This window comes from Bombilactobacillus sp. ESL1202 (assembly GCF_058107125.1).
The window spans coordinates 1,434,134-1,458,740 of the sequence record NZ_CM176590.1 but is presented as its reverse complement, the minus strand read 5'-3'; the positions used below and the strand labels follow the sequence as shown (position 1 = coordinate 1,458,740).

Annotated in this window: 21 protein-coding genes and 2 pseudogenes; 8 read left to right on the top strand and 15 right to left on the bottom strand. The window is 37.4% G+C overall.

Annotated elements, in window-relative coordinates; genetic code table 11:
- Positions 1-136: 136 nt before the first annotated feature.
- From AC3B7A_RS06505 to AC3B7A_RS06495, 3 genes are all read right to left on the bottom strand, one after another.
- A complete protein-coding gene (locus AC3B7A_RS06505; RefSeq protein ID WP_489755317.1) occupies positions 137-4,345 on the bottom strand; it encodes a bacterial Ig-like domain-containing protein in 4,209 nt (1,402 codons plus the stop codon).
- Positions 4,346-4,678: 333 nt separating this feature from the next.
- Complete coding sequence (gene radA, locus AC3B7A_RS06500; protein WP_489755316.1) at positions 4,679-6,043, bottom strand: DNA repair protein RadA; 1,365 nt, start codon at positions 6,041-6,043, stop codon at positions 4,679-4,681.
- A gap of 64 nt (positions 6,044-6,107) precedes the next feature.
- Positions 6,108-6,647 carry a dCTP deaminase/dUTPase family protein gene (locus AC3B7A_RS06495; RefSeq protein ID WP_489755315.1) on the bottom strand — a complete coding sequence of 180 codons (540 nt, stop codon included), beginning with the start codon at positions 6,645-6,647 and terminating at the stop codon, positions 6,108-6,110.
- Positions 6,648-6,743: 96 nt separating this feature from the next.
- Here AC3B7A_RS06495 and AC3B7A_RS06490 point away from each other — a divergent pair, with 96 nt between their 5' ends.
- The 3 genes from AC3B7A_RS06490 to AC3B7A_RS06480 all read left to right on the top strand — a co-directional run bounded on the left by AC3B7A_RS06490 (position 6,744) and on the right by AC3B7A_RS06480 (position 9,144).
- Positions 6,744-7,055 carry a GNAT family N-acetyltransferase gene (locus AC3B7A_RS06490; RefSeq protein ID WP_489755314.1) on the top strand — a complete coding sequence of 104 codons (312 nt, stop codon included), beginning with the start codon at positions 6,744-6,746 and terminating at the stop codon, positions 7,053-7,055.
- On the top strand, positions 7,042-7,728 hold the full coding sequence (gene rpiA / locus AC3B7A_RS06485; protein WP_489755313.1) for a ribose-5-phosphate isomerase RpiA: 687 nt from the start codon (positions 7,042-7,044) through the stop codon (positions 7,726-7,728). Before AC3B7A_RS06490 ends, rpiA begins: the two co-directional genes overlap by 14 nt.
- 69 nt (positions 7,729-7,797) lie before the next feature.
- On the top strand, positions 7,798-9,144 hold the full coding sequence (locus tag AC3B7A_RS06480; protein ID WP_489755312.1) for a C1 family peptidase: 1,347 nt from the start codon (positions 7,798-7,800) through the stop codon (positions 9,142-9,144).
- Between the two features lie 206 nt (positions 9,145-9,350).
- On the opposite strand, the gene AC3B7A_RS06475 is transcribed toward AC3B7A_RS06480, so the two are convergent.
- The 4 genes from AC3B7A_RS06475 to AC3B7A_RS06460 form a co-directional block, all read right to left on the bottom strand.
- The gene (locus tag AC3B7A_RS06475) at positions 9,351-9,866 is read right to left on the bottom strand and encodes a shikimate kinase (protein ID WP_489755311.1); all 516 of its coding nucleotides are present in this window, start codon (positions 9,864-9,866) and stop codon (positions 9,351-9,353) included.
- A 4-nt stretch (positions 9,867-9,870) separates the two neighbouring features.
- On the bottom strand, positions 9,871-11,160 hold the full coding sequence (gene aroA, locus AC3B7A_RS06470) for a 3-phosphoshikimate 1-carboxyvinyltransferase (protein ID WP_489755310.1): 1,290 nt from the start codon (positions 11,158-11,160) through the stop codon (positions 9,871-9,873).
- Between the two features lie 356 nt (positions 11,161-11,516).
- Entirely contained in the window at positions 11,517-12,683 is a 1,167-nt protein-coding gene (gene aroC / locus AC3B7A_RS06465; RefSeq protein ID WP_489755309.1) for a chorismate synthase, read from the bottom strand.
- A 9-nt stretch (positions 12,684-12,692) separates the two neighbouring features.
- Positions 12,693-13,754: a serine hydrolase domain-containing protein gene (locus tag AC3B7A_RS06460; RefSeq protein ID WP_489755308.1), complete on the bottom strand. Its 1,062-nt coding sequence runs from the start codon at positions 13,752-13,754 to the stop codon at positions 12,693-12,695.
- Between the two features lie 125 nt (positions 13,755-13,879).
- On the opposite strand from AC3B7A_RS06460, the gene AC3B7A_RS06455 reads away from it, so the two are divergent.
- Together AC3B7A_RS06455 and AC3B7A_RS06450 are read left to right on the top strand one after the other, a co-directional pair.
- Entirely contained in the window at positions 13,880-15,964 is a 2,085-nt protein-coding gene (locus AC3B7A_RS06455) for a KUP/HAK/KT family potassium transporter (protein ID WP_489755307.1), read from the top strand.
- A gap of 584 nt (positions 15,965-16,548) precedes the next feature.
- Positions 16,549-16,719 carry a hypothetical protein gene (locus tag AC3B7A_RS06450; RefSeq protein ID WP_489755306.1) on the top strand — a complete coding sequence of 57 codons (171 nt, stop codon included), beginning with the start codon at positions 16,549-16,551 and terminating at the stop codon, positions 16,717-16,719.
- Positions 16,720-17,149: 430 nt separating this feature from the next.
- Here the strand turns inward: AC3B7A_RS06450 and AC3B7A_RS06445 are convergent, their stop codons facing one another.
- Both AC3B7A_RS06445 and AC3B7A_RS06440 read right to left on the bottom strand, forming a co-directional pair.
- Entirely contained in the window at positions 17,150-17,827 is a 678-nt protein-coding gene (locus AC3B7A_RS06445) for a 2,3-bisphosphoglycerate-dependent phosphoglycerate mutase (RefSeq protein WP_489755305.1), read from the bottom strand.
- 14 nt (positions 17,828-17,841) lie between these two features.
- On the bottom strand, positions 17,842-18,783 hold the full coding sequence (locus AC3B7A_RS06440; RefSeq protein ID WP_489755304.1) for an AEC family transporter: 942 nt from the start codon (positions 18,781-18,783) through the stop codon (positions 17,842-17,844).
- Between the two features lie 97 nt (positions 18,784-18,880).
- Between AC3B7A_RS06440 and lepB the strand changes: the two genes are divergently transcribed.
- On the top strand, positions 18,881-19,465 hold the full coding sequence (gene lepB / locus AC3B7A_RS06435; protein WP_489755303.1) for a signal peptidase I: 585 nt from the start codon (positions 18,881-18,883) through the stop codon (positions 19,463-19,465).
- Here lepB and AC3B7A_RS06430 read toward each other — a convergent pair.
- Positions 19,462-20,358: a cation diffusion facilitator family transporter gene (locus AC3B7A_RS06430; RefSeq protein ID WP_489755302.1), complete on the bottom strand. Its 897-nt coding sequence runs from the start codon at positions 20,356-20,358 to the stop codon at positions 19,462-19,464. The two genes, lepB and AC3B7A_RS06430, sit on opposite strands and share 4 nt — an antisense overlap.
- A 120-nt stretch (positions 20,359-20,478) precedes the next feature.
- Positions 20,479-20,643 (bottom strand): hypothetical protein, encoded by a 165-nt coding sequence (locus AC3B7A_RS06425; protein ID WP_489755301.1) that lies wholly within the window; start codon positions 20,641-20,643, stop codon positions 20,479-20,481.
- A gap of 536 nt (positions 20,644-21,179) precedes the next feature.
- On the opposite strand from AC3B7A_RS06425, the gene AC3B7A_RS06420 reads away from it, so the two are divergent.
- Together AC3B7A_RS06420 and AC3B7A_RS06415 are read left to right on the top strand one after the other, a co-directional pair.
- Complete coding sequence (locus AC3B7A_RS06420; protein ID WP_489755300.1) at positions 21,180-22,157, top strand: DUF5067 domain-containing protein; 978 nt, start codon at positions 21,180-21,182, stop codon at positions 22,155-22,157.
- 109 nt (positions 22,158-22,266) lie between these two features.
- Positions 22,267-22,902: an SAP domain-containing protein gene (locus AC3B7A_RS06415; protein WP_489755299.1), complete on the top strand. Its 636-nt coding sequence runs from the start codon at positions 22,267-22,269 to the stop codon at positions 22,900-22,902.
- 63 nt (positions 22,903-22,965) lie between these two features.
- Here AC3B7A_RS06415 and AC3B7A_RS06410 read toward each other — a convergent pair.
- The 4 genes and pseudogenes from AC3B7A_RS06410 to rplM all read right to left on the bottom strand — a co-directional run bounded on the left by AC3B7A_RS06410 (position 22,966) and on the right by rplM (position 24,561).
- Positions 22,966-23,231, bottom strand: a pseudogene (locus tag AC3B7A_RS06410) (helix-turn-helix domain-containing protein).
- Positions 23,218-23,574: pseudogene (locus tag AC3B7A_RS06405) on the bottom strand (type II toxin-antitoxin system RelE/ParE family toxin). The pseudogenes AC3B7A_RS06410 and AC3B7A_RS06405 overlap by 14 nt, the downstream one beginning before the upstream one ends.
- 137 nt (positions 23,575-23,711) lie before the next feature.
- Entirely contained in the window at positions 23,712-24,104 is a 393-nt protein-coding gene (rpsI, locus tag AC3B7A_RS06400; RefSeq protein ID WP_489755298.1) for a 30S ribosomal protein S9, read from the bottom strand.
- Between the two features lie 13 nt (positions 24,105-24,117).
- Positions 24,118-24,561: a 50S ribosomal protein L13 gene (gene rplM / locus AC3B7A_RS06395; protein ID WP_489755297.1), complete on the bottom strand. Its 444-nt coding sequence runs from the start codon at positions 24,559-24,561 to the stop codon at positions 24,118-24,120.
- Positions 24,562-24,607: the final 46 nt, after the last annotated feature.

Genomic DNA, 24,607 nt, shown 5'->3' with positions numbered 1-24,607 from the left:
ATACTTACTATTATATAGCTTACCTACTTTTATTCAAAAGTCAAAGTTTCATCACCATTATTTTCAATCCCAATTAATAAAAAACAAGAGAATGAAATAATTAAAATAAAATCTTTCATTCTCTCGACGATTATTATTAATGTTTTCGCTTAAAACTCAATTTAGCCAACAATAAATCAACTGCCGCCAACAGTCCACCAAGCATTTGCCAAGAACTTTCGTTACTATCACCCGTTTGTGGATAACTCTTTTGAGCTGGTGCCTTTGAAGATGCTTTAGGATCTTGTCTTTGTAAAACCACTAACCAAGAACTGTTATTAATTGGGTAACTTATTTTATGAGCAGTTGGTTTAAAAGTAGCAACTGGTTGAACAGTATTTGCCGTAGTCGGACTCATCGCAGTCCCAGAGCTTCCAAGTGCTGGAGTAGGATGCGTATTATTGTCCTTGATCTGGACTGTTGCCGTTTGAAGATACAAATTGCCATCTGCTGCGCGATAATAATAAGTGACTGAATAATTGCCAGCTATTTGCGGATTAACATTACTAGAATAATATACCCCCATGGTTGTCGGAACATGATTTTGATCTGTAACTTGTTGCAGCTTATTCGGATCAACTTTAATCTGATTACCATCTTTATCAGTTAGACCGATAAAAGTTGCCTGTGGTGTCCATTGTTGACCACTACCTAAATTAAAACTCATATTAGAAACATAAACATTAAATTTGGGTTTATCAGGTTGAACTGGTAAAGAATTGGTCGGCGCAGTTGTTTCATGATTGGAATTATTTGGTTGCGAATTATTGTGGTCAACAGCAGGTAAAGTTATTGTCGGTGCCTTGACTGTAACTACTGCCGTCGCTTCAGCTAAAATATTGTCTTTGGCATCTTTATAGTAATAATGAATCTCATAAGTTCCAGGGCGTGTAGGATCAACATTCCCCGTAGAAGTAATTTCACTATAATTTAAGTGATTTCCCTTTTCATCCGTATTTTCTGATAAATCTAAATTAAATGACGGATTCCAAGTCACATTGTCACCTGCAATAATAGTACTATCATGCGCCTGAATGTGTGCTTGATTAGCACTCACAGAAACGGTGGCTGTTGCTTCATGTTGACTGCCAACACCGTCAGTGTAAACATAATGAATTTGATACTCACCTGGAGTGGTAGGATCAACTGTAGCATCACTAATTGTAATATCATTTTTATGATCAGCTAGATTAATTGGGTCACCATTCTCATCCAAAATAGAACCGATTAAGTCGAAAGAATCGTCTTGACTCCAAGTACCATTTGAACTAGCCACTAATTGCGTATTGTGAGTTTCAACTTTACCTTCATTTTCACTCACAGAAACGGTGGCTGTTGCTTCATGTTGATTGCCAACACCGTCAGTGTAGACATAGTGAATTTGATAATTGCCTGGTTTAGTCGGATTAACCATACCATTAGGATAAGTGACAGCAGTATTAGCCACTGTTGCTGTTATTGGCGTGCCATTTTCGTCAACTAACTGACTGACTAAGGAAAGCGCGTCTTGATCAGTCCAAGTCTGATGAGAACTAGCTATTAGATGCTTGTCTTTAGCACTAACTTGACCTTTATTTTCGCCTACATAAACGGTGGCTGTTGCTTCATGTTGACTGCCAACACCATCAGTATAAACATAATGAATTTGATACTCACCTGGAGTGGTAGGATCAACTGTAGCATCACTAATTGCAATATCATTTTTGTGATCAGCTAGATTAATCGAGTCACCATTTTCATCTAAAATAGAACCGATTAAACCTAAAGAATCGTCTTGACTCCAAGTAAGATTTCCACCAGCGGTTAAATGTTTGTCATGGGTTTCAACTTTACCTTGATTTTGTTTGACAGTTACTATTGTAGAACAAGTTACAATTTTACCATTATTATCAGTAAAACTGTAATTAATTTGATAATTCCCGGGTACGTTAGTATCAAATGGTTCATCGGTAATATTACCTTCTAAACCATAAGTGACTTTAATCTTACTAGAATCAACCACTTTGCCATCAATGTTTAACAAGGTATTGTTAGTTTCGTTCGCAAGTTTATCAATTAAAGCCAAAGATTTATCTTTATTCCAAGCCGCTTTTGGGTTAGAAGTTTGCATAATATTGGTTTTATTAGCATGGATATCTGAAAGATCAGGAAGAACATTCACAGAAGATTCAGCCGTAACCTTCTTGCCGTAGCTATCTGTGTAACTATAGTAAATCTTATAAATTCCGGTTTTAGTGACATCAACCTTTTTATCGGTGCCATCAGCATTTTTATCGTAACTAATAGTTACTTGGCTTTTATCAAGGGACTGCCCATTCTCATCCACAAAAGAATCAATCAATTCGTTAGTTTGTGCGTCACTCCAAGCCGCTTCTGGCTGAAAGTTTTGGGTAATCGTTCGATCACTAGACTGAATAGCTGTTTGATCAGTTAACACCGTCACTGTGGAACTCGTACTGACAGTTTTACCACGGCTGTTAGTATAACTATAATGAATTGTATAATTTCCTGGTTTAGTAACATCAACCTTTTTCTCGGTGCCATCAGCATTTTTATCGTAGCCAATAATTACCTTGCCCGTATCAACCTTTTTTCCATCTTCGTCAACCAAATTGGCAATCAGCTCTCTGGACTGATCATCATTCCAAGCAGCAGTGGGCTTAAAACTTTGCATGACTTGTTGATCAGTAGCAGCAATATCTGTTTGATCCTTTTTAACATGGATAGTAACCGAACTGGTAATATCGTTGTCTAAATCATCTTGATAGTGATATGTGACAACGTAATCTCCCGGTTTAGTGGTGTCAACTCCACTCACAGTCTCCCCATTTAATGAAACGGTCGCAGTAACTTTATCTTTAGCGCCAACAATACTATGATCGTCACCATCTACCACATCAATTAAATTATCATCTTTATTCCAGTTATTCTGATTGTCTTCAACCCAAATAGTAGCGTCATCAGTGGTTTTAATTTTAGTAACCGGAGCAAGAACATGAACAATAGTATGAGTAGTATAAGTATCATTAACGTCTTGATCGATGTCTTGATAGGTATAATAGGCGTCATAATCTCCGACTTTAGTAACATCAACATTACCACTATAATTAACATTAGAAGACGTAGATGAAACTACGGTTCGACCTAAATGATCAGTTGCACCCAATCCGACATTAAAACCAAATGCTGGGTAAGGGTTCTTCATGCTATTTGATTTTTTATTTTCCCATTTATCCGTTAATTTTTGACTTTGTGGAATAGTAATTTCTTTACTGGAGGTAATATGACCTAGGTTTCTCCTAATCGTTACAGTTACATTGTTAGTTAGTTTTTGTCCTGCAGAATCAATAAAACTATATTTTAAAATTACTTTGATTGAATTTTTCTTAGTTCCATTAATGTCTGAATTCCAAAGTAAATCTGAATTATGCAAAGCGGAAACAAACTCATCCCAACTAGTGGGATCAACTGTCACCGAATTTTTCCATTGTTCGCTATTGCTAGTAACAGTATCTCCGTTAGCATCCTTAATTTCAACAAATTGCCCTGCGTTACTTTCAATATCATCTAATGAAGTATTATTAACCGATTGGGCATAAAGTGTATTTTCCATACTGTTGATAGCAGACAAATCTTGATTGACAGAAAAATCCCGTGACCACGTTGTCGTACCATCAGGAGAAGTATATTCAATCTCACCAAAACTACTACTACTAGACCAATCGCCATTACCAAAAAAGTTCACGTTGAAACTAACTTGATCAATTAAATCATTTCCATTAGTGTCGTAATAATGTAGCTCTCGTTTCAAATCGCTATGTTTAATTTGACCATCTGGAGTAGTGTAAGTATATACAGGTAAAGTATTATCTTTTAAATCATCCACAAATCCAGTTTGCTTTTCTTTCGGTGCAGATGTCGGAATTTGATTATTATTAGTTTTACTCTGAGCTGTCATTAACTGATTTTGGTTAGTCGTATTTTGATTTGACGTCGTTAACTGCGATTGCTCAGTTACTGGCGCTTGAACATTCGTAGTTTTCAAAAATGAATTAGATTCTGAACTAGATTGTTCAGTAATTAGCGATTGTTGACTAGTAGCAACTTGGTCATTATTAACTGGCGCTGGTGACTGCTGTTGTTCATTAGTAAGCGACGAATTGCCATAATCTTTGATTTTTACATCAGCATTATTAACATTATTTTGCACGTCAGCGTGTACTGTTTGACTACTTTGATTAAAACCTAATAAAGCCAAGCCGGTAACAGTCATAGTTGCCATTACCCATAATTTATTTTGATTCATTATTTTTTATCCCCCATATCAATAAAAAACAATCCATACTTTCAATTTTAGAAAGCATAGTCCCCATATTGAAAAATTATTCAGCTATTAAATATTGCGAATATTATCATAGGTTAAAGTAAAAACCACTCCGACACAAGCGTTTTAAATTAACGGTTCAAACTTCCATTTGGTCGGTAGTGGTTTAAGGAATAAATTATCATCAGCAAAATAAGTTATTTCTTCATAGCTTTTACATATTAGTTATCAATCAATCATCTTACAATGTTTCATTAAATATAAATTAAAAATTATAGTTTTATAGTATTTCAGTTATAAAAAACGACGAATTTTCTAAAATACTAGCTTAATTGCTTCATTTAAAGTATGCACACCCACTAATTCAATTTGAGGATAATCAGCAGCTGGTAGGTCATTATTAGCCGGTAAATAAATCTTGCGAAAGCCTAATTTTTCAGCCTCTTTAACCCGCTGATCAATCAAATTCACCCGGCGAATTTCACCAGTTAATCCAATTTCCCCTACAAAACAAACATCACTGGCTAAACTCCGGTTTTTACAACAAGAAACAATGGCCATCGCCATCGCTAAATCAATGGCCGGCTCATCTAAACGGACACCACCAGTAGCTTTTAAATAAGCATCCTGATTTTGCAATAACAAGTTGGCGCGCTTTTCCAAGACGGCTAAAATGACCGCCACTCGATTATGATCCAAGCCCGTGGTTGTTCTTTTGGCATTACCATATAAAGTTGGAGACGTCAGTGCTTGAATTTCTACCAAAATTGGCCGTGTTCCTTCCATAGAAACCACTACCGCTGAGCCCGTGGCATTATCTAAGCGCTCAGCCAAAAAAATCTCAGACGGATTTTGTACTTCGCGCAAACCAGTATTAATCATTTCAAACATGCCAATTTCATTAGTCGAGCCAAAACGATTTTTAACGGAACGCAAAATCCGATAGTTATGATGCAAATCCCCTTCAAAATACAAAACAGTGTCAACCATATGTTCTAAAATTTTAGGACCCGCAATCGCCCCACCTTTTGTAACATGCCCAACCACAAAGACCGTTACTCCTTGCTGTTTAGCAATATTCATCAACTCCGAAGTTACCTCGCGAATTTGGGCGACACTACCAATCGCTGATGCTAGTTCTGGCTCATTCATAGTTTGCACCGAGTCAATGATTAAATAATCTGGCTGTTGTTCGTTAATTGCCTGCCGAATTGCCCCCATATCAGTCTCCGGATACAAATACAAATTCTCACCCGTGATCTGTAAACGATTAGCCCGCAACTTGATTTGAGCTGCACTTTCTTCACCGGAAACATATAATACCCGACCGCCGGTTTGTTCTAGTTGTCCCGAAACTTGTAATAATAATGTTGATTTACCAATCCCAGGATCACCGCCAATTAACACTAACGACCCTGGCACCACACCACCACCTAAAACCCGGTCTAATTCGCCTAATCCGGTTTGCACACGCTCTTGTTCATCAAAACTAACCTGCGCTAATTTAACTGGTTGACTGGTATTTTGACTAACTCGACTGGGTGTGGCCTTTGAATTCAAGGGACGCTGAATTTCTTCAACTAATTGATTCCAAGCACCACAATTGGGACAGCGCCCTAACATCTGCGGTGAAACATAACCACAATTTTGACAAATATAACGTGTTCTGGCTTTAGCCATTAACTATCTCACCCTCGATTTCTTTAAATTTAATTCTAAAACATTAATCTCTAGCCGCCTGTTACTATCGTCCTGACGAACCAAATCCGCCTTGGCGTTGGTTAGTACTAATTTGATCATCAACGGTTTTTAAATACTTGATAAAAATTCCCTGGCAAATGCGCTCTCCTTTTTTAATTAAACGGTCAGTCGGATAGTAATTCAATAATTGAACGAAAATTTCGCCTTCATTGTTGGCGTTATTGTAATAATCAGCATCAATGACGCCCACTGAATTAGGTAAAACTAAGCCTCGTTTTAAGGGGCCGCTGGATCGATTAACTAATAATAAAACTTCATCGGCTGGCAAACTAACTTTTAAACCAGTTGGCACTAAAACCGGCTTCAGAACTGCTTGCGCCCATTGAGCACGTCGTTGATCTTTAAGCTGACGGGTTTGGCGCCAAATAAATTGCGCTAACGGATGTCGCCAAATGGTGGGCACGATAAAATCTTCTGCTGCCGCCAAATCATAACCAGCAGCTGCTGGTGTTTGACGCTTTGGTAAAGTTAAACCTTGGTTTTTGTAACGTGTCACAATTTCAAACTTACGTTCTGGCATCATACTACTTCCTTAACTAATTATTTTTAATTTTTTAAAATAGCTTTATACTTAATATAATTAAACATTTACCTTAACACAAAGGAGGCCAAATTAAAGATGGATTTTCAACAAGACGACCAGCAATTTTTTCAAACAACGGCCACTGGTGAGATCATGGTACAATTACATTATACGTTATTGCCTGATCAACAAGCGATTAGCATTGATCAAATTTTTGTTCAACCGCAATATCGTAATCAGGGTTTAGCCGGAAAAATATTATTAGCTACCTTAAAGTGGGTGCAACAAGAAAAATTAAAGGTCATTCCCGTTTGTCCTTTTGCCCGCCAATTTTTCTTGCGTGAACCAAAATTTCAACCATTATTAGCAATTAATACTATCAAAGGAGATTATTATGAATCAAGATGAACTAAAACGGATGGCTGCTATTAAATCTGTTGACTTTGTCGAATCAGGTATGGTTTTAGGCCTAGGTACCGGTTCAACTGCTTCTTATATGGTGGAAGAATTAGCGCGCCGAGTTCGCCAAAATAAATTACAGGTGGATTGTGTCTCCACTTCCAGACGGACTTATCAACAAGCACAAGAACTAGGCATTACTATGCATCCGCTAGCCGATATTGAACAAGCTGACTTAACAATTGATGGTGCTGATGAATTAGACTTTCATTTTCAAGGAATCAAAGGTGGTGGCGCTGCTTTAACTTACGAAAAAACCGTCGCCATTAACTCAAAGCGTAACCTTTGGATTATTGATCAAACAAAAGTTACGAAACAATTAGGTCATTTTCCACTCCCGATAGAAGTTAATCCGTTTGGTTATCACCAACTCATTGAACGTTTAATGCAAGAACGTTTACATCCTAAATTACGTTATGATGCAAATAATCAATTAGTGAAAACGGATATGAATAATTACATTGTTGATTTACATCTCGAACGAATTGAACATCCCCACCTTTTAGCTGATTGGCTAGATCATCAAACTGGCATCATTGAGCACGGTTTATTTTTAGATCTAGTGAATGATGTCATCATTGGGCAACCTGAAGGTCCCCGTGTAATTAAAAACATTCGTTAAAGGATTGGAAAATTTAGTAATTTCCGTTATATTTAACTTAAGTCTTTTTAATTAATGGAGGATTTTGTTATGACTAAAGCAATCAGTCAAACTGATTTACAAAAATTTCAAGCTGATTTTCAACAAACACCAGCTGCTAATGTAATAAAAAATAGCGTTGCTAATAACGGTATTTATCAATCTAGTGAAACTTTACAGTCACAAGTTGCGATGGATCCTACTTTTTCTATTGATTTAACCACCGGCAAAGTTGCTGACCAAAAGCAATCCGGTTTATGTTGGGTCTTTGCCGCTTTGAATACCTTGCGCCATCCGATGCAAAGCAAATTTAAAATTAAGGATTTTGAATTATCTCAAGGTTACGTTTTCTTCTGGGATAAACTAGAAAAATCTAATTATTTTTACGAAAACGTGATTCAAACTGCTGCTTTACCAATTGGTGACCGTAAAGTTGATTTTTTGATGACTACCCCTCAACAAGACGGCGGCCAATGGGATATGGTTTGTGCTTTATTTGAAAAATATGGCGTCGTTCCTAAAAGCGTGATGCCCGATACTGCAAGTCGGACTAATTCATCCGAATTAAATAGTGTGTTAAATACTAAGTTGCGCAAAGATGCTGTGAGCTTACGGCAATGGATTAAAGATGGCGTACCAGAAGATACAGTGGAAGAACGCAAAGAAAAAATGTTATCTGAAGTTTATCGGATGTTGACCTATGCTTTAGGTGAACCACCTGTCCAATTTGCTTGGTCTTATCGCGACGATGATAACAACTTCCATTCTGAAAAAGCGATCACCCCGCAAGAATTTTATAAAAAATATATTGATTTAGATTTACCTGAATATATTTCCACCATCAATGCGCCTACGCAAGATAAACCGTATAACCATGTTTATACAGTCGAAATGTTAGGTAACGTCGTTGCTGGTCGTGGTGTCCGGCATTTAAACTTGGAATTAGCTGATTTTAAGGCAAGTGCAGTGAAGCAACTGCAAAACGGTGAAGCCATCTGGTTTGGTAGCGATGTTTCCGCTATGTCTGATCGCAAAAAAGGAATTTTAGACACTAAAGTTTATAACTTAGACGATTTATTTAATGTTGACTTTTCGATGACTAAAGCGCAACGGCTCGACTACGGCGAGAGCTTAATGAACCATGCCATGGTCTTAACTGGAGTAGATTTAGATGCAGAAGGCCAACCAACGAAGTGGAAAGTCGAAAATTCTTGGGGCGAAAAAGTCGGTACTAAAGGGTACTTTGTTATGAGTGATGCCTGGTTTGATCAATTTGTTTACCAATTAGTAATTAACAAAAAGTATCTACCACAAACAGCCCAAACTGCTTATGACCAAGAATATGATCAACCAAAAGTTTTAGCACCTTGGGATCCAATGGGTGCTTTGGCTCAATAATTTAGCTTTATTATGCCTTTCAAAAGAGGTCGAGACCAAAGTCGCTTAGAAGTTAAGCACAAACTTCTGACTTTTTGTCTCAGCCTCTTTTTTCGTGTCTAATTAGCACCAAATTATCCAGTTAATATTTATCCCTTGGGAAAAACCCCAAAAGAGAATTAATTAGTTTTTTATTAGTTATCCACAACTAGTATCTGTTTTTTTAATCAACTTTTAGGGCAAAATTTCTTTGACTGTAACTGGGCAATAATAGTCTGCACCACTTGCTGTGGTGGTAATGTGTCCGTTTGCACTACTAAATCGGCCACCTGTTGATAACTAGCTTGTCGTTGTTGCTTTAACAATTTCAATTGGGTTAAATTTTGAGCTAACGGTCGTGTCTGATCCGTTTTGATACGTTGCCAAAGCACTTCCATCCGCGCATCTAACCAGATAATTACTGCTGGCGACTTTTTTAACAACTCGCCATTTTTGGGACAACAAAGTGTCCCTCCGCCCAAGGATAGCACACCTTTTTGAGGTAAAATTTGGCTTAGCACTTGTTGTTCCACTTGGCGAAAATAGCTTTCTCCCTGAGTTGCAAAAATATCGGCTATTCTTTGGTGCTGGGTTTGTTCAATAACGGCATCTAAATCCCACATCGGTAATGATAATTGCTGCGCCAATAACTGACCAACGGTCGTTTTTCCAGCTCCCATAAAGCCTGTTAAAATAATATCCATTTGTTCAAACTCCAATTAACTTGTCTAAATCTTGCCAAAACTGCGGATAAGAAATGGCGACGCATTCACTGTTATTTAATTTGACTGGGGTGGTTAAATTTAGCCCCGCAATCGCTAACATCATCGCTAATCGGTGGTCACCGTGGCTATCTAACGGCACTTGATTCCACTGCCATTTAGTAGGACCGTGTATAATCCACCCATCTGCTTGAGCGATAATATTCACTCCTAATTTTTGCAATTCTTGTGTGACCGTTTCAATCCGATCAGTTTCTTTATAATGCAGTTCCTGCGCACCACTAATCCTGCTAGTACCTTGAGCGTTAGCCGCCAGTAAAGCTACTAGTGGTAATTCATCGATTAACTGCGGGATTTGGGCAGCCGTTAGTTGAATTGACTGAAGCAAACTAGTTTGTGCACTAATTTTGCCCCAAATTTCCCCGGTTGTAGTATGCGGTTTGACTTGTAAATTAGCTCCCATGGTTTTCAAAACCTGTAAAAAGCCACTGCGCGTGGGATTCAATCCCACTTGCTGCAATTCAATCTTTGAATGCGGTACTAAAACTGCCGCCGCGAGCCAAAAAGCAGCGGCTGATAAGTCCCCAGGAACTTGAACAGTTCTCCCACTTAAACTAGTCTGGGGCACAACCTGAATCGTCCTTTGATCTGGGGCAGTATTAACATCAGCACCAAATTGACGTAACAATAATTCAGTATGATTGCGCGTTGGTAACTTTTCCACAATGGTTGTTGGTCCTTGAGCTTGTAACGCTGCTAAAATTACGGCACTTTTCACTTGCGCGCTGGCAACTGATAACGTTATCTGCGTACCATGCAATGGTTGGCCTATAATATCAACAGGTAAATGTCCTTGAGTTGTAGTAATTTTTGCTCCTAATCGCGCTAATGGTTCACTGACCCGGGCCATGGGTCGTTGAATTAATGAACGATCCCCCAACAAATGTAAATGCCACTGCCCTGCAGCTAATAACCCCATCAATAAGCGCACTGAAGTTCCCGAGTTATTAAAATTCAAAGTTGTTTGGCTTGGTTGCCATAAGTTCAAAGGTCGTCCTTGAATCGTAATTGTCGTCCCCTGGCAACTAATAGGAATCTGAAAGTTTTTTAAAGCGGCCATGGTTGTTAAACAGTCTTGTCCCAAACTAGCATCTTGTAATTTGGTCGTTTGCTGAGCTAAGGCACCTAAAATTAAACCGCGGTGCGTAATACTTTTATCCCCTGGTAATTTGATAGTTCCCTGAAGGCCATGAGGGGCTTGAGCTAAAATTTTCATCTTAATTAATTCCTTTGACTAGCTGTGAAAAAATAATGTGTGTCTTTCATATAGTATTAAGCACACATCAATTCATTGTGACGTCTGCAACTAATACTGATAGCCCGTACTTTTAATTACGATCACAAAACCAGAAGCTTACATCTAACCACGCCTAAGAATTAAGTTGCAGATCAAAATTAGTCTCTTAGTTTAGGTTAATTGATGGCTTCTAAGCGGTCTTGTTCATAGCTTGTTTTTAATTACGCTTCAAGAAACAAAAGTTTGCGTCTAACTACACCTGTCAAGCAAGCCAAGTTCAGGCTTAATCGTCAGTTTAGGTTAGTACTCAACTTTTAACCGTTTCTTGTCACAGCTTAATATTGATCTAATTCTGCTCGATAAACTTGAACTTGTTCTTGCAAACGGCCAAGACTAGAAGCTTCAAACATCTGCGTAATTTGCCGAACTAATTCAATTGCCACTACGCTTTGAATCACAATTGAGGCTGGGACAATAGCCGTTGTGTCCGAACGTTCAACGTTAGCCTTTTGGACTTCTTTCGTTTCAATATTAACGGACTGTAAAGCATGATACAACGTCGGTAAAGGCTTCATCGCTGCATTAACAATCAACGGCATGCCATTAGTCATGCCTCCTTCAAATCCGCCTAAATGATTGCTTAAACGTCCCCAATGCTGATCTTGGTAAGAAATCGGATCCATAGCTTGACTACCCGGGCGCTCACTATTTAAAAAGCCATCACCAAAACTTACACCTTTCATGGCATTCACGCCCATAACAGCCGCCGCGATTTGCGCATCAAACTTGGTATCCCAACTTGTATAACTGCCTAAACCCGCAGGAACATTTTCTGCTATCACTTGCAAGACGCCGCCGACGGTATCTCCGACTGTTTTAGCTTGATCGATTAATTCATGAATCACTGGTACTTGTTGTGGAACCAAAATTCTTAAATCATTAGTTTGAACTTGTTGTTGGATTTGTTGCACATTAAAATGTTGTGGATTACCAACTCGCTGATTACCAACTTGGTAAACATAACCGACTAAGTGAATTTGCAATTGCGCTAAAAGTTGTTCACATAAATTACCAATCGCTACGCGCATTGCTGTTTCACGCGCTGATGATCTTTCCAAAACATTTCGCAGATCACGCTGACGGTATTTCATGCCTCCGACTAAATCTGCATGTCCCGGTCGGGGACGTTTGACTTGGCGTAAGTTAGCTCGTTTTGACTCCACAGCGATGGGACTCATGATATTTTGCCAATGACTAAAATCACGATTCACTAAAGTCAGTGCAATAGGCGAACCTAAGGTTACTTGCTGGCGAACGCCCCCGACAATTTGGATTTGATCGTGCTCAATTTTTTGGCGATTACCACGCCCATAGCCACCTTGACGAGCAGCCAAGGCAGCATTAACTTGGTCAATATCAATTTTTAAACCGGCAGGAAAACCTTCAATAATCCCAGTTAATTGGGGACCATGTGATTCACCGGCTGTTAAATAAGTAAACATCATTCAACCTCACTTGTTCGAATTTACTAGTTCGTAAAATTGTTTAGCTAAAATAATGAGATTATTAGTGTGGGGATTATGCCGATTACTAAATAAAATCACTGCTGTTTTAGCATCATCACTCATGACAATGACCGTATCGAACCCTTGCTGCACACCATGTGCATAAAAATAGTGATCCTTCAATTCGTGATAAACACCGCCACTATAAATACTATTCGCAGCTGGAGTACGCAATTGCCGAACATGTTTTTGAGAAATAATTTGACCACGCACAATGGCTTTTTGAAGTTGATAAAATTCTTGTGGATTGGAGTATAACTGACCTGCTCCTACTTCCAAACGAATGGCTGACCACTGCCATGTTAAAGGCGTTTGGTAATTAGCAGGGGAACTGTTACCATCATAAGCCGTCACGTGATGACGATTAGCCAAAAAGTTCTGATCAACTTGCGTATTTTTTAAGTGCAATGGTCGGCGAAAATAACACTGAAATAATTGCTGGAACGACTGATGTTCCACCTTAGTTAAAATGCGTGCTAATAAAATATAATTTACATCACTATAATGCCATTGATTAATATACTTAGCTTCAATATGGACGTGCGTATTTAGATAATGATCCAATTGTTGCCCTTTGATTGGCGGATTTTCTTGATGTAAAACTAAACCTGATTGCATCCGCAACAAATTCCACAAAGTTAAATTAGCACTATACGGAATTTTAGGAAAATACTTTTGTAAAGAATCCGTTAATTTCAAACGCCCCTGTTCTTGAGCTTTCATTAATAAGGTCGCCGTAAGGGCTTTTTCCAACGAAGCCAATTGGTACGTCGACTGTTTAGTCAAAAGTTTTTTTTGCGCATAATTACTATATCCTTGAGTTGTTTGGTAATAAGTTTTACCATGCTTAATTAACAGGACATTACCACTGAATTCATTCTTAGTCAGTAATTGTTGATAACTTTGGCGCTGCTGGTCATGAGTACTGGCTTGAACAAATGTTGGTCGACTTAGATTTAACCAACAAATACTGGCAACCACCAGCAACCACTTAGTTAACTTCTTCATAGTGCACCTTCGTCATTTAATCTGTCCTATCATATCATTTAGCTTGGCATTAGAAAAGCTCTGCGACCGTTATCAATTTTTTCTGTTATAATCAAATATGATTAAATAAGGATAAGCGATTAATTATGAAATTTCAAAACACAATTCAACGAAAGAAAAATTTACAAAATAAGCTCTCGATTGGTGGCATCTTGGTGGCCTTAGGTGTTGTCTACGGTGATATTGGAACTTCACCGATGTATACCATGTCATCTTTGATCCATGGCAATGGCGGTTTAAGCCATATTTCCACTGATTTTATTTTGGGTACTATTTCTCTTATTTTTTGGACTTTAACTATTATTACTACAACTAAATATGTCCTGATTGCCTTGCGGGCTGATAATAACGGCGAAGGTGGGATTTTTGCGTTATACACATTAGTGCGCAAAAAAGCCAAGTGGTTAATTATTCCCGCTATGATCGGCGGTGCTACTTTTTTGGCTGATGGGATGATGACCCCTGCAGTAACGGTCACCACGGCCATTGAAGGTCTTAAAGGAGTCCAAATTTTCAAACGGGTGCCCATTACCAACCAAAATACCGTGATTTTAACGACCATTATCATTTTATCATGCTTATTTTTTATTCAACGGTTTGGAACTGAAGCCATTGGTAAAGCTTTTGGTCCGATTATGATGATTTGGTTTACTTGCCTTGGCTTAGTCGGCTTATATCGCTTAGCTGGGGACTGGAGCTTTTTAAAAGCTTTCAATCCTTACTATGCTTTTAAAGTTTTAATTAGTCCCCAAAATAAAAACGGCTTATTTATCTTAGGCAGCATTTTCCTAGCGACGACCGGTGCCGAAGCTTTATATTCGGACATGGGGCATGTGGGACGCAACAACATTTATGGCAGTTGGCCTTACGTCAAAATTTGTTTGTTAATCAATTATTTAGGTCAAGCTGTTTGGATCAACCAAGTTAAAGATCAAGTTGCTTATCAAAAATTAGATAACTTAAATCCCTTTTTTATGATGGTGCCTGCACATTACCGCTTAGCGATGACCTTTCTAGCAACTTTAGCAGCCATCATTGCTTCACAAGCCTTAATTTCAGGTTCTTTTACCCTAGTTTCTGAAGCTACTAAGTTAAAAATTTTACCCCGGTTACGCATGAATTATCCGACTAACTTCAAAGGGCAATTGTACATTCCGGCAGTCAATAATCTAATCTGGATTATTTGTTCATTTATCGTTATTTATTTTCAAACTTCGGCGCGCATGTCAGCTGCCTATGGTTTAGAAATTACAATCACCATGTTAATGACAACCCTGTTATTAAATGTTTGGTTATCAACAACACAAGTTAATCGCTGGTTGTCACATTTAGTAATCACCTTTTTCTTAGCCATTGAAACGGTCTTTTTAATTACCAATAGTGTAAAATTCATTCATGGCGGCTACATTACCTTGGGTATTGCTTTAATCTTAATCATTGTGATGGTCATTTGGCGTTACGGTGAACTCCTGAAAAATGATAATACGTTCCATCGTGAATATGTTTCGCTTTTGGCCTATAAAAATCAATTACGTGAATTAAGTCAAGACCAAAGTTTACCAATGTACACTACCAATTTAGTTTATTTAGCCAAAGTTAAAGATGGCTATAAAATTAAAAAAGATATTCTTTACTCCATCCTAGATAAACGTCCCAAACGCGCACAAGTTTATTGGTTTGTGACCGTTAACGTTACGGATAAGCCATACACTACTGCTTATAGTGTTGATACCTATGGCACTGATTATATGGTCAATGTCCAATTGTATTTAGGTTTTCGGATGGAACAAAAAGTTAATTTCTTCTTACGGCAAATTGTCAATGAAATGATGGTAAAAAAAGAATTACCCCGACAACCACAAAGATACACAACCATTCCGGATCGTAGTGTCGGCGATTTTTCCTTCGTTTTAATTAAAGAAGTTTTATCACCGGATACCCAATTAAACAGTTGGAAAAAGAATTTAATTCAAAGTCGCTTATGGTTACAAAAATATACGGTTACTCCTACAGCTTGGTATGGCTTATCTTATGCAGACGTTGTCACTGAATTCGTACCATTGACCTTAGGTCAGGTACGCTCTGATCGTTTACAGTTAATTCAACGTGAACCCAAAATTAAATATGATCCTAACAATTTAGATGATGATGACGAGGACGATGATGATTAACTATTTTAAGTTTCTGATGTTAATAAAGTTAACTATTATCCATTTCTTGGTATCGTTTTCATTTTTAAAATGCTATAATTGATACGCGGGGAAGTTGGCGCGGAAACACCACTTTCAACATAAAACTACTAATAATAGCTTTTAATTTAGAGTTCCTGCTAAGTGTGAAAACTAAGTAGGACTTTGCCATTAGACCTTATTTTCGAAGTTCCTGAATGATTGTTTTTATAATATTGAGTGTTGATGAATATTTCATTAGCACTCTTTTTATGTAAACGAAAGCGGTTTGGGAAAAAGTCGTTTAGAAGTTAAGTACTAACTTATTATATGGTAAAAAAATCCCTATTCGTAATTAATTTTGTATTTTATATCTTGATTCTTTGTTTCTCATATCCCCCCTCTCCAACTTCTTCTATGCTTATTTTCCCAATAAAATAATCTTTTTCTAATCGTAAATTATAAGGCGTATCGTATTATTTATGTAACCGCTTATAAAAACTCAATATATTTTTTAGACATTTTTTCCAAATATCAAAAAAATATTTCTCATACGGAAAAAATGTACTGAAGAAGGAATAACTAATATGACTAAAACAGCATTGGAGCAAAGCTTAATAGAACTTAACCAACTATTAGATGGAATTGATCCTGGTGTAGAAATTCATAAACGTATATTATCCGAGCTACCTGTTTTTAGCGAAAACGAAATTAAAAAACCGCGAAAAGAAATCGAGCTCAACAAGGATTCGCATTAATTATGAGTGCCTCTATTAGAACTGTAGAAGCTGGGGAAACAGGACGAAGCAAAGCTTAACGGTCCTGCAAGGAGGCTAATGCAAATAAAAAAAAAGAGTCCAAGATTGCTAAAGCTCTAATTTAGATAAAAGTTCGTCCAATAACTTATATAACAAGCCCTCCTAAACCTATCAGGAGAGTTTTATTTTTTTAGATTTAAAAAAGACCGCCCGTCGGCGGTCACATCATTCATCGTAGGAGTAACTTTGGTGTTTAATTCTTAAAAAACTCCCAATATCTTGACAAATCCTTGTAACACGATTATTAACAACCTGTCGTTTTGTTATGCATCATGATCTCCTTATTAGAAAGCTACTAATCAGTACCGTTAATGTTCGGGCAAGTGAAATAATTTAAGGGTTAACAGTACTAAACTTACACCACAACCTATTACTTTAAAACTTGTTTTTGCACAATTTGCAACTTTTCATCTAATTCGTACACAATGGGTTCGCAATTACCCACTTCGACGCCATCAATTGCTTGATCAGATATTTTTTCTAAATACTTAATCAAAGCCCGTAAAGTACTACCATGTGCGACCACTAATTGATTCTGCTGTGCTAAAAGTAACGGGGCAATTACCTCTTGAAAATAAGGAACAGTTCGCTTTAACGCCATTTTTAAACTTTCAGCACGCGGTAGGATATCTCGAGGATAACCTTGATATACTCGTTGGGTCGTATCAACTTGTTTTAACTTAGGCGGCACACTCTCAAAACTCCGGCGCCACAAAGAAACTTGCTCTGTCCCAAATTGTCGGCGCGTCGCTTCCTTATTCAAACCACGCAACGCACCATAATGTCGCTCATTTAACCGCCAAGATTTATTAATGGGCGTCCATAAAGCCTGACACTGCTCTTGAATCAAATAAGCCGTAACAATCGCCCGTTTTAATACTGACGTATGCACACCCACAAAAGTTAAACCTTGTTGTTGGATTAATTGGCCTGCCTGTTGTGCCTGTGAGACACCTTGCGGCGTTAACTCCACATCTGACCAACCAGTATATTCATTTTTCGCATTAGCCGTACTTTGTCCATGGCGCACTAAAATTAACTTAACCATTACTTCCTCGTCATTTAAAAACTAATTGTTACTAAATTCATCAAAATGGGAACCATCACCAAACTAAAAATCGTTGTCGCTGTCACCATGACCGCGGCATAATCGGAATCAGCACCGTATAATTTGGCAACTACAGGCGCATTGGTCATGACTGGCATGGCTGCTTGTAAAACAAAGACTTGCTTCATCAAAACGGGGACATTCGCGGTTTTAACTAGCACTAACATCAATAACGGTGCTAAAATAAAGCGACCTAAAAAAATTCCGACCATATCTTTACTAAAACGAATATTTTTAATACCCACTTGCGCTAATTTCATCCCAATGAAAAACATGGATAACGGAATTGTTAAACTACCAATATATTTAAAATCAGAGTTTAAAAACGTTGGTAATTGAATTTTAGCTAAAACTAAAACCACCCCAATTAAAAAGCCCAGTAATGGTGGTGAAAAGATTTTTTTCAAAATTTCAGTCAATTTCATTTTGGTCGTGGCCGAACCATCTAAGCGAATCAAATAAACTCCTAAGGTCCAAAAGAAAGTCGTATTGGCCATATAATAGATCAAAACATATGGTAAACTGGCCTTACCAAATAGCGCCATATTAACCGGTAATCCAACGAAAACAGTATTGGAATTGGAGAACATTGATTTAAACAAGCCCCGATGACCGAGCGCAATTTGCAATAAATATTGCACGCCCCAAGACACCACAAAAAGTAAAACCATCGATAAAATTGGAAACTTTAAATCCGGAAAAATCCGAAAAAGTTCCCCCCGTGAAAACTTAGACGTGATAGTATTAATCATGTAACACGGTAGTGCTATTTGGGTCACTAATTTGGAAACTGTTTGACTAAAATTTTCATCAAACCAACCACTCAAGGTTAAACAGTAACCGACAATAATCATTCCTAAAATAATTAACACACCGCTAATACTGTGTAATAACATAATTTCATCTCTTTTTTAGTTATAATATCTATGTTAGCATTACTGACTGGTTTTTTCAGATAAAGATGACAGCAAATTTAAGGACGGTAATCACCTCATGCAAAATAAAGCTCATTTTTCTTGGCAACAATTTTGGCATAAAAATCACTTATTTATCAGCATCATCGCTGGCTTCATCATTACGGTCGCCTTATTTACATACCTCGTTTTTAACGTCGTTTGGATTAATGGGACGGTGCATGGTAAGTCCATGCAACCAAATTTTTATGCCCAAGATCGCGTTTTAGTTGCTCCTAATGCGTCTATTAAGCGCGGTGATATTGTGCTCTTAGATCCTCCCGGTTCCACAGAAAATAAATTATTTGTTAAACGTGTAATTGGGGTACCACATGACCAAATTTCTTCCAAAGACGATACCACTTACATTAACCATCACGCCATTAATGAGCCGTATCTTGATCCCTACAAATCCAAACTGCCACCAGATAAATTATTAACCAAAAATTTCAAACTCAAGAACCTCTTTGGCATGACTAATTTGCCAGCTGATACGTACTTTGTGATGGGGGATAATCGCCGCCAGTCTGCGGATAGTCGTTCCTTTGGGCCTGTCAAAAAAGAACGCATCTTAGGTGTTATTAAGATGCGCTATTGGCCATTAAATCGCATTAAGTTTTATTAGTTTTGCTTTTGATGGACTAGTTGTTCTTTTAAGCCATGTTTAAACTCAGGTTGTAAAGTCACATGTTCAATACCATAAGTTTTTAAGATGTGACCAATTTGCTCATATAAACTTTCTAGTTGCGCCACGGTAATATTGGCCTGCACATTAATATGCGCATCAAAGGCAATTAATTGTTCATCAATTCGCCAAATATGAACGTGGTGGACACTAACAACATCCGGTAAAGCCGTAATTTTTTGACAGACACCATGTAAGTCCAGTTGCGGACTAGCTTCCATCAAAATCGAAACCGTTTGTTTAATCACTTCAAAGGATTCTTTTAAAATCCAGATACCCGTTAACAAAGTGATCACCGGATCCGCCCAATACCAATTAAAGAATTGTACCACTAATGCCGCAATAATCACGCCCAAAGATGATAATGCATCGGCAGCCATATGTAAAAACGTAGCCTTGATATTTAAATTATGTTGCGAACCTTGCACCATAATCAGCGCCGATAACAAGTTAGCTGCTAAGCCGACAATAGCAACAACCAGCATCAAGCCACCATTGACTTTTTGCGGATGTAATAGGCGCTGAATTCCTTCCACTGCTAAGACAACGGTAATCGCAACTAAAATCGCCGAATTAACAAACGCGGCTAAAATTTCAGCTCGTTGGTAACCAAAAGTCTGTCGTTCATTATTGGCTTTTTGGCTGATTAAATGTGCAATAAAAGACAACACAACGGACAAAGTGTCTTCCATGTTATGAAAACCATCAGAAATCAAACCCAAACTACCAGAAAAGAAACCACCAATGATTTCTGCAACAGTAATTAGCGCGTTCAAAACCGTCACTAACGCAAATTTAGCATTAGACATTACATTATGAGGTCTGTCAGTCATTTAATCAGGAACTCCTTCAAGTTCCAATTCTAATTTAAAATTCCATAATATTCAATTATTATTTTTAAATAATTAAAAAACCAGCGATTAACAAACCACTGGCAACCTCAAATTTATTTTTTAATGATTAATCTTTGCGTTAACTTTAATTGGACTGTGGACATCCAGGTTATCAGAATACTGGGTTTGTACCCAGTTTTTCATTCGCTGAATCGCTTCACGTCTTGAAACGTTGTGACAAATGCGCTTTGCCACAATCCGTTCACCACTAATTGTATTAAACACTCCAACTACTTCGTAATCACATACCTGACGATTGAAAATCAATTTTATCATTCCTCCATCAGAATCCTTACTTCTTTAGCAACCAGAATGTTATATCATGTTTAACTAATAAATTCAAGACCTAACTTAGTTTTTTAGTTTTACTTTGACTATGAGATCTTTTGTGAATAGCATTTTATAAAATTTACCTGACCACAATTTAATTTTTTCTAGCTGGTTAAAATTTCAAAATTATTGCCACAAGCCTGCTAATCCCTGGGAAATCTGCAAAAAAATTTGCGAAAGCTTTCATTTCGAAATATAATTTCTAAATGAATAATTTTTAAATAGTTACTAAATTAAATTCACCTAACTAGTGGGAAATTTTGTTAACTTTAACTCCATAAATATAAGCAATTTAAAATCAACCAATAAGTCAAATGTTATTTAATTGGAATTAATCACCCTAAATATTAAAGATTTACTTTAATTTTCATCAGAATAGTTTTATTTGTGTGGTAGATTGTATAAGATAAGATAGAGGAGGCTACGAATCTATGCCTGAAAAAAGAAGACGTCAATTTAAAACTAATCAAAATAATAATTTAACGACTAATCAAAGCACTAATCCCCAAGTGCCACAATCCCAACCGCCATTTACCAATAATACTGCACCGACACCCCCACAACAACCAGCTTCCCCGCAGCAGTCAGCACCGATACTACCGAACAATCAAAAGCCCGAGTATCCCAGTGAGCAGCATCCCAACTATCAGATGCCCGAAACCAATCCGACCCCGGAAAAACTTCCGCGTCATTCATCCAATAATAAAGGAAAAGCAACGGCTAAACGCGCGCAACATAACAAAGCCTGGTATAAGCAACCCATTATTTGGATTATTGCTAGTCTAATTGTCATTGTCGCGGCCATTTTACTCATCTTTTTATTGTTACACCCGACTAAACAAGCTGCTAAACCAGCTAGTCATCCCCAAAGTGAGCAATTATCTAATAAGAAAGTGCCTTTAAAAAAATCTAAAACTCCCAAGGTTACACCTGATTTAAAGAAGAGCGCTACTGCTAAGGACGTTCAACATCCAGCTGCCGATGGCCGTCAATGGAAAAATCCGGGCTCCTATGACAATATGAAGTATGATACTGATGATTTTACCATTGAATTAAATAACTCTTCTGACGGCGTTAAATTAATCTCTGACGCCAATAACAAACCGGCTTTATACATTGAGTACACCATCACCAATCATTCTAAACAAGATCTCAAGCCGGCCGACATTGTTAGTCAAGACTTACAGTTAAAGCAAGACAACCAAATCTTAAATGCCAATGGCGACATTGGCGATAATCAAGACCTTAAAGCAAAGCTTGATAACGCACAACAACCGGTCGCGGCTGGGCAAAAGACTGATGCAGCCATGTTATATTCAGTTAATAACACCAAAGACCAAATTTCGATGTTCTTTATGAACTTGAAAACCAAACAACCAATTACTACCACACAACCTTTTAAATTATAAAAATAGAAGCCCAAATGTTAATTAACGACGCCACCTTCACGGTTGTGTCGTTTTTTTGTATAATTGAGGCAACTGAATATTATCAATAATTGTCGTAGGAGCTGGTATTTTGACTCAGATAACTTTAAATGACTTAAAAGAAAAATATTTTTACAAAACTGAATTAATCAAACTATGCCGGGAATACCATTTGCCAACCTATGGCACTAAAGCAGAATTAACTCACTATCTTTCTTTATATTTAAGTGGAAAACCTGCTGACCAAATTAAAGCCCGGCGCAAAATTTCCCAGCAGCCAGTACTTACGGCCAAGCAAATCACTTTAAAAACAAAATTAATTGGTTCCGGTTTTACGTTTAATAATGAAGCTCGGAAATTTTTTGCGGCTTATTTTAAGGTTGATCATTTTTCATTTAAAAAAGAAATGGCCATTATTAAACGTCAAGCTGAAATCGATCACGACACTAATATGACCGTTGGTGATTTAATTGTCCAAGCTCAAAAATTACAAAATAACAGTCAGCAAAGAGCTCACCTTTTAACTAAAAATAACGAAGAAGCAACTTATCAATGGAACAATTTCGTTAAGGATTTTTGTCAAAGTCCTGAAAGCCGTTATTTTACTAATCAATTAAAAGTAGCGGCAATCTTATGGCAACACGTTAAGCAATCAAAGCACCCAAAAATATATTCTCCCAATTTAATCAATAAATTTTCCGAAGAAATTAGCACCTTTAAAAAATAAATATTTACGTATTACATTATTAATAGGAAATTGCTAAATCATTGAGGACATCGAAATTTAACATTATTCAAACTTGACAACTAAACTTTTGCCCATAGCATGCGCTACTGTAGCTAATTTATCAAAAGTTACATTATCGCCACGCTCTATCCGTGCTATGGTTGGTTGTGGTACGCCAGCCCGTTCGGCCAGATCAGCTTGTGTTAAGCCGGCTGCTTCAAGTGCTTTATATAAAGCTATCCACTGGCAGATCGTTCCTTTTCCAAGCGATAAGCCTTAGCAAATTCTGGATCTTTTAATTATTCTTTTAAAACATCATTGACTTTCAATGTTAAACTCAAACTCCCTTCTTAAAGCTATTACATGATTAATTTCTGACTTAGGTGTTTTAGCTAAATTTTTTGTAAATCCATGAGTAATTACGTACCTAGATCCGTGAACATTAAAATATAGTACTCGTTGAATATTGGTAGACACTTTACTACGAATTTCATACAAATTTTTTTCGCCATGTATTTTTTTAACCCAATTAAGACTTTGAGCAATTAATAAGCCCTGCTCTTGCGTATCAGTTATAACCCGCAATTTTTAGCACGGTCAGCTTTGCAACCATTCCTCAAATTCGTCATGTTCATTTAAACGTTTATATGACTCAAATATTGGTCTTTCCATAATATTTTAATTTTGTTATATATGGTATTTTTGTATTTAAAGTAAAATCAAAAAAAGTGCCGACGAAATCACTCATCAACACTCAATATTATAGAACCAAAAAAACACTCCCAAAAGGAAGTGTTGTAAAATAATTTTTAACGTTTGGAAAATTGTGATGCCTTACGAGCTTTCTTCAAGCCAGGCTTCTTCCGTTCTTTCATCCGTGGATCACGAGTTAACATTCCTGCGCGTTTTAAAGGTGTCCGAAAATCAGGATCTACTTCTAGTAAAGCCCGTGCAATACCATGACGGATTGCACCAGCTTGACCAGAAAATCCGCCTCCATGAACATTAACCAAGACATCATAACTATCAGCAGTTTCAGTGATATCTAATGGTTGTTTTAAATCTTTGATTAAACTTGCAGAAGGAATATAATCTTCCGCAGCGCGTTTATTAATTGTAACTTGACCCTTACCAGGGACTAAGCGTACACGAGCAACTGAGTCTTTACGACGTCCAGTTCCAGCATAAGATACTTGTGCCAAATCGTTCTCCTCCTTAAATCAACTTATTAATATCTAAAACTTCAGGTTGTTGAGCAGCATGTTTATGTTCAGAACCAGCATAGACATAAAGCTTCTTAAATTGTTGACGACCAAGAGAATTCTTTGGCAACATACCGCGAACTGAGGTTTCAATTAAGCGTTCAGGCTTTTCAGCCAACATTTTACCTGCAGAAGTAGTTTTTAAACCACCGGGATGGTTACTATGATGATAATACATCTTCTTAGTAGCTTTCTTGCCGGTTAATTTAACTTTATCGGCGTTAATGATAATTACATTGTCACCAGTATCAACGTTTGGGGTAAATGTTGGTTTGTTTTTGCCACGTAAAATTGTAGCAACAGCTGATGATAAACGACCTAAAACGACATCAGTTGCATCAATCAGATACCATTTACGTTCAACTTCGCTTGGTTTAGCTAATGGTGTTGTACGCATTTGTTTTCCTCCAATATCTGTGTTTGTTCACACACTCAATAAGTTT

Coding starts and splice junctions, on each gene's coding strand:
- AC3B7A_RS06505 (WP_489755317.1), bottom strand. CDS start 4,345: ATGAATCAAAATAAATTATGGGTAATGGCAACTATGACTGTTACCGGC.
- radA (WP_489755316.1), bottom strand. CDS start 6,043: ATGGCTAAAGCCAGAACACGTTATATTTGTCAAAATTGTGGTTATGTT.
- AC3B7A_RS06495 (WP_489755315.1), bottom strand. CDS start 6,647: ATGATGCCAGAACGTAAGTTTGAAATTGTGACACGTTACAAAAACCAA.
- AC3B7A_RS06490 (WP_489755314.1), top strand. CDS start 6,744: ATGGATTTTCAACAAGACGACCAGCAATTTTTTCAAACAACGGCCACT.
- rpiA (WP_489755313.1), top strand. CDS start 7,042: ATGAATCAAGATGAACTAAAACGGATGGCTGCTATTAAATCTGTTGAC.
- AC3B7A_RS06480 (WP_489755312.1), top strand. CDS start 7,798: ATGACTAAAGCAATCAGTCAAACTGATTTACAAAAATTTCAAGCTGAT.
- AC3B7A_RS06475 (WP_489755311.1), bottom strand. CDS start 9,866: ATGGATATTATTTTAACAGGCTTTATGGGAGCTGGAAAAACGACCGTT.
- aroA (WP_489755310.1), bottom strand. CDS start 11,160: ATGAAAATTTTAGCTCAAGCCCCTCATGGCCTTCAGGGAACTATCAAA.
- aroC (WP_489755309.1), bottom strand. CDS start 12,683: ATGTTTACTTATTTAACAGCCGGTGAATCACATGGTCCCCAATTAACT.
- AC3B7A_RS06460 (WP_489755308.1), bottom strand. CDS start 13,754: ATGAAGAAGTTAACTAAGTGGTTGCTGGTGGTTGCCAGTATTTGTTGG.
- AC3B7A_RS06455 (WP_489755307.1), top strand. CDS start 13,880: ATGAAATTTCAAAACACAATTCAACGAAAGAAAAATTTACAAAATAAG.
- AC3B7A_RS06450 (WP_489755306.1), top strand. CDS start 16,549: ATGACTAAAACAGCATTGGAGCAAAGCTTAATAGAACTTAACCAACTA.
- AC3B7A_RS06445 (WP_489755305.1), bottom strand. CDS start 17,827: ATGGTTAAGTTAATTTTAGTGCGCCATGGACAAAGTACGGCTAATGCG.
- AC3B7A_RS06440 (WP_489755304.1), bottom strand. CDS start 18,783: ATGTTATTACACAGTATTAGCGGTGTGTTAATTATTTTAGGAATGATT.
- lepB (WP_489755303.1), top strand. CDS start 18,881: ATGCAAAATAAAGCTCATTTTTCTTGGCAACAATTTTGGCATAAAAAT.
- AC3B7A_RS06430 (WP_489755302.1), bottom strand. CDS start 20,358: ATGACTGACAGACCTCATAATGTAATGTCTAATGCTAAATTTGCGTTA.
- AC3B7A_RS06420 (WP_489755300.1), top strand. CDS start 21,180: ATGCCTGAAAAAAGAAGACGTCAATTTAAAACTAATCAAAATAATAAT.
- rplM (WP_489755297.1), bottom strand. CDS start 24,561: ATGCGTACAACACCATTAGCTAAACCAAGCGAAGTTGAACGTAAATGG.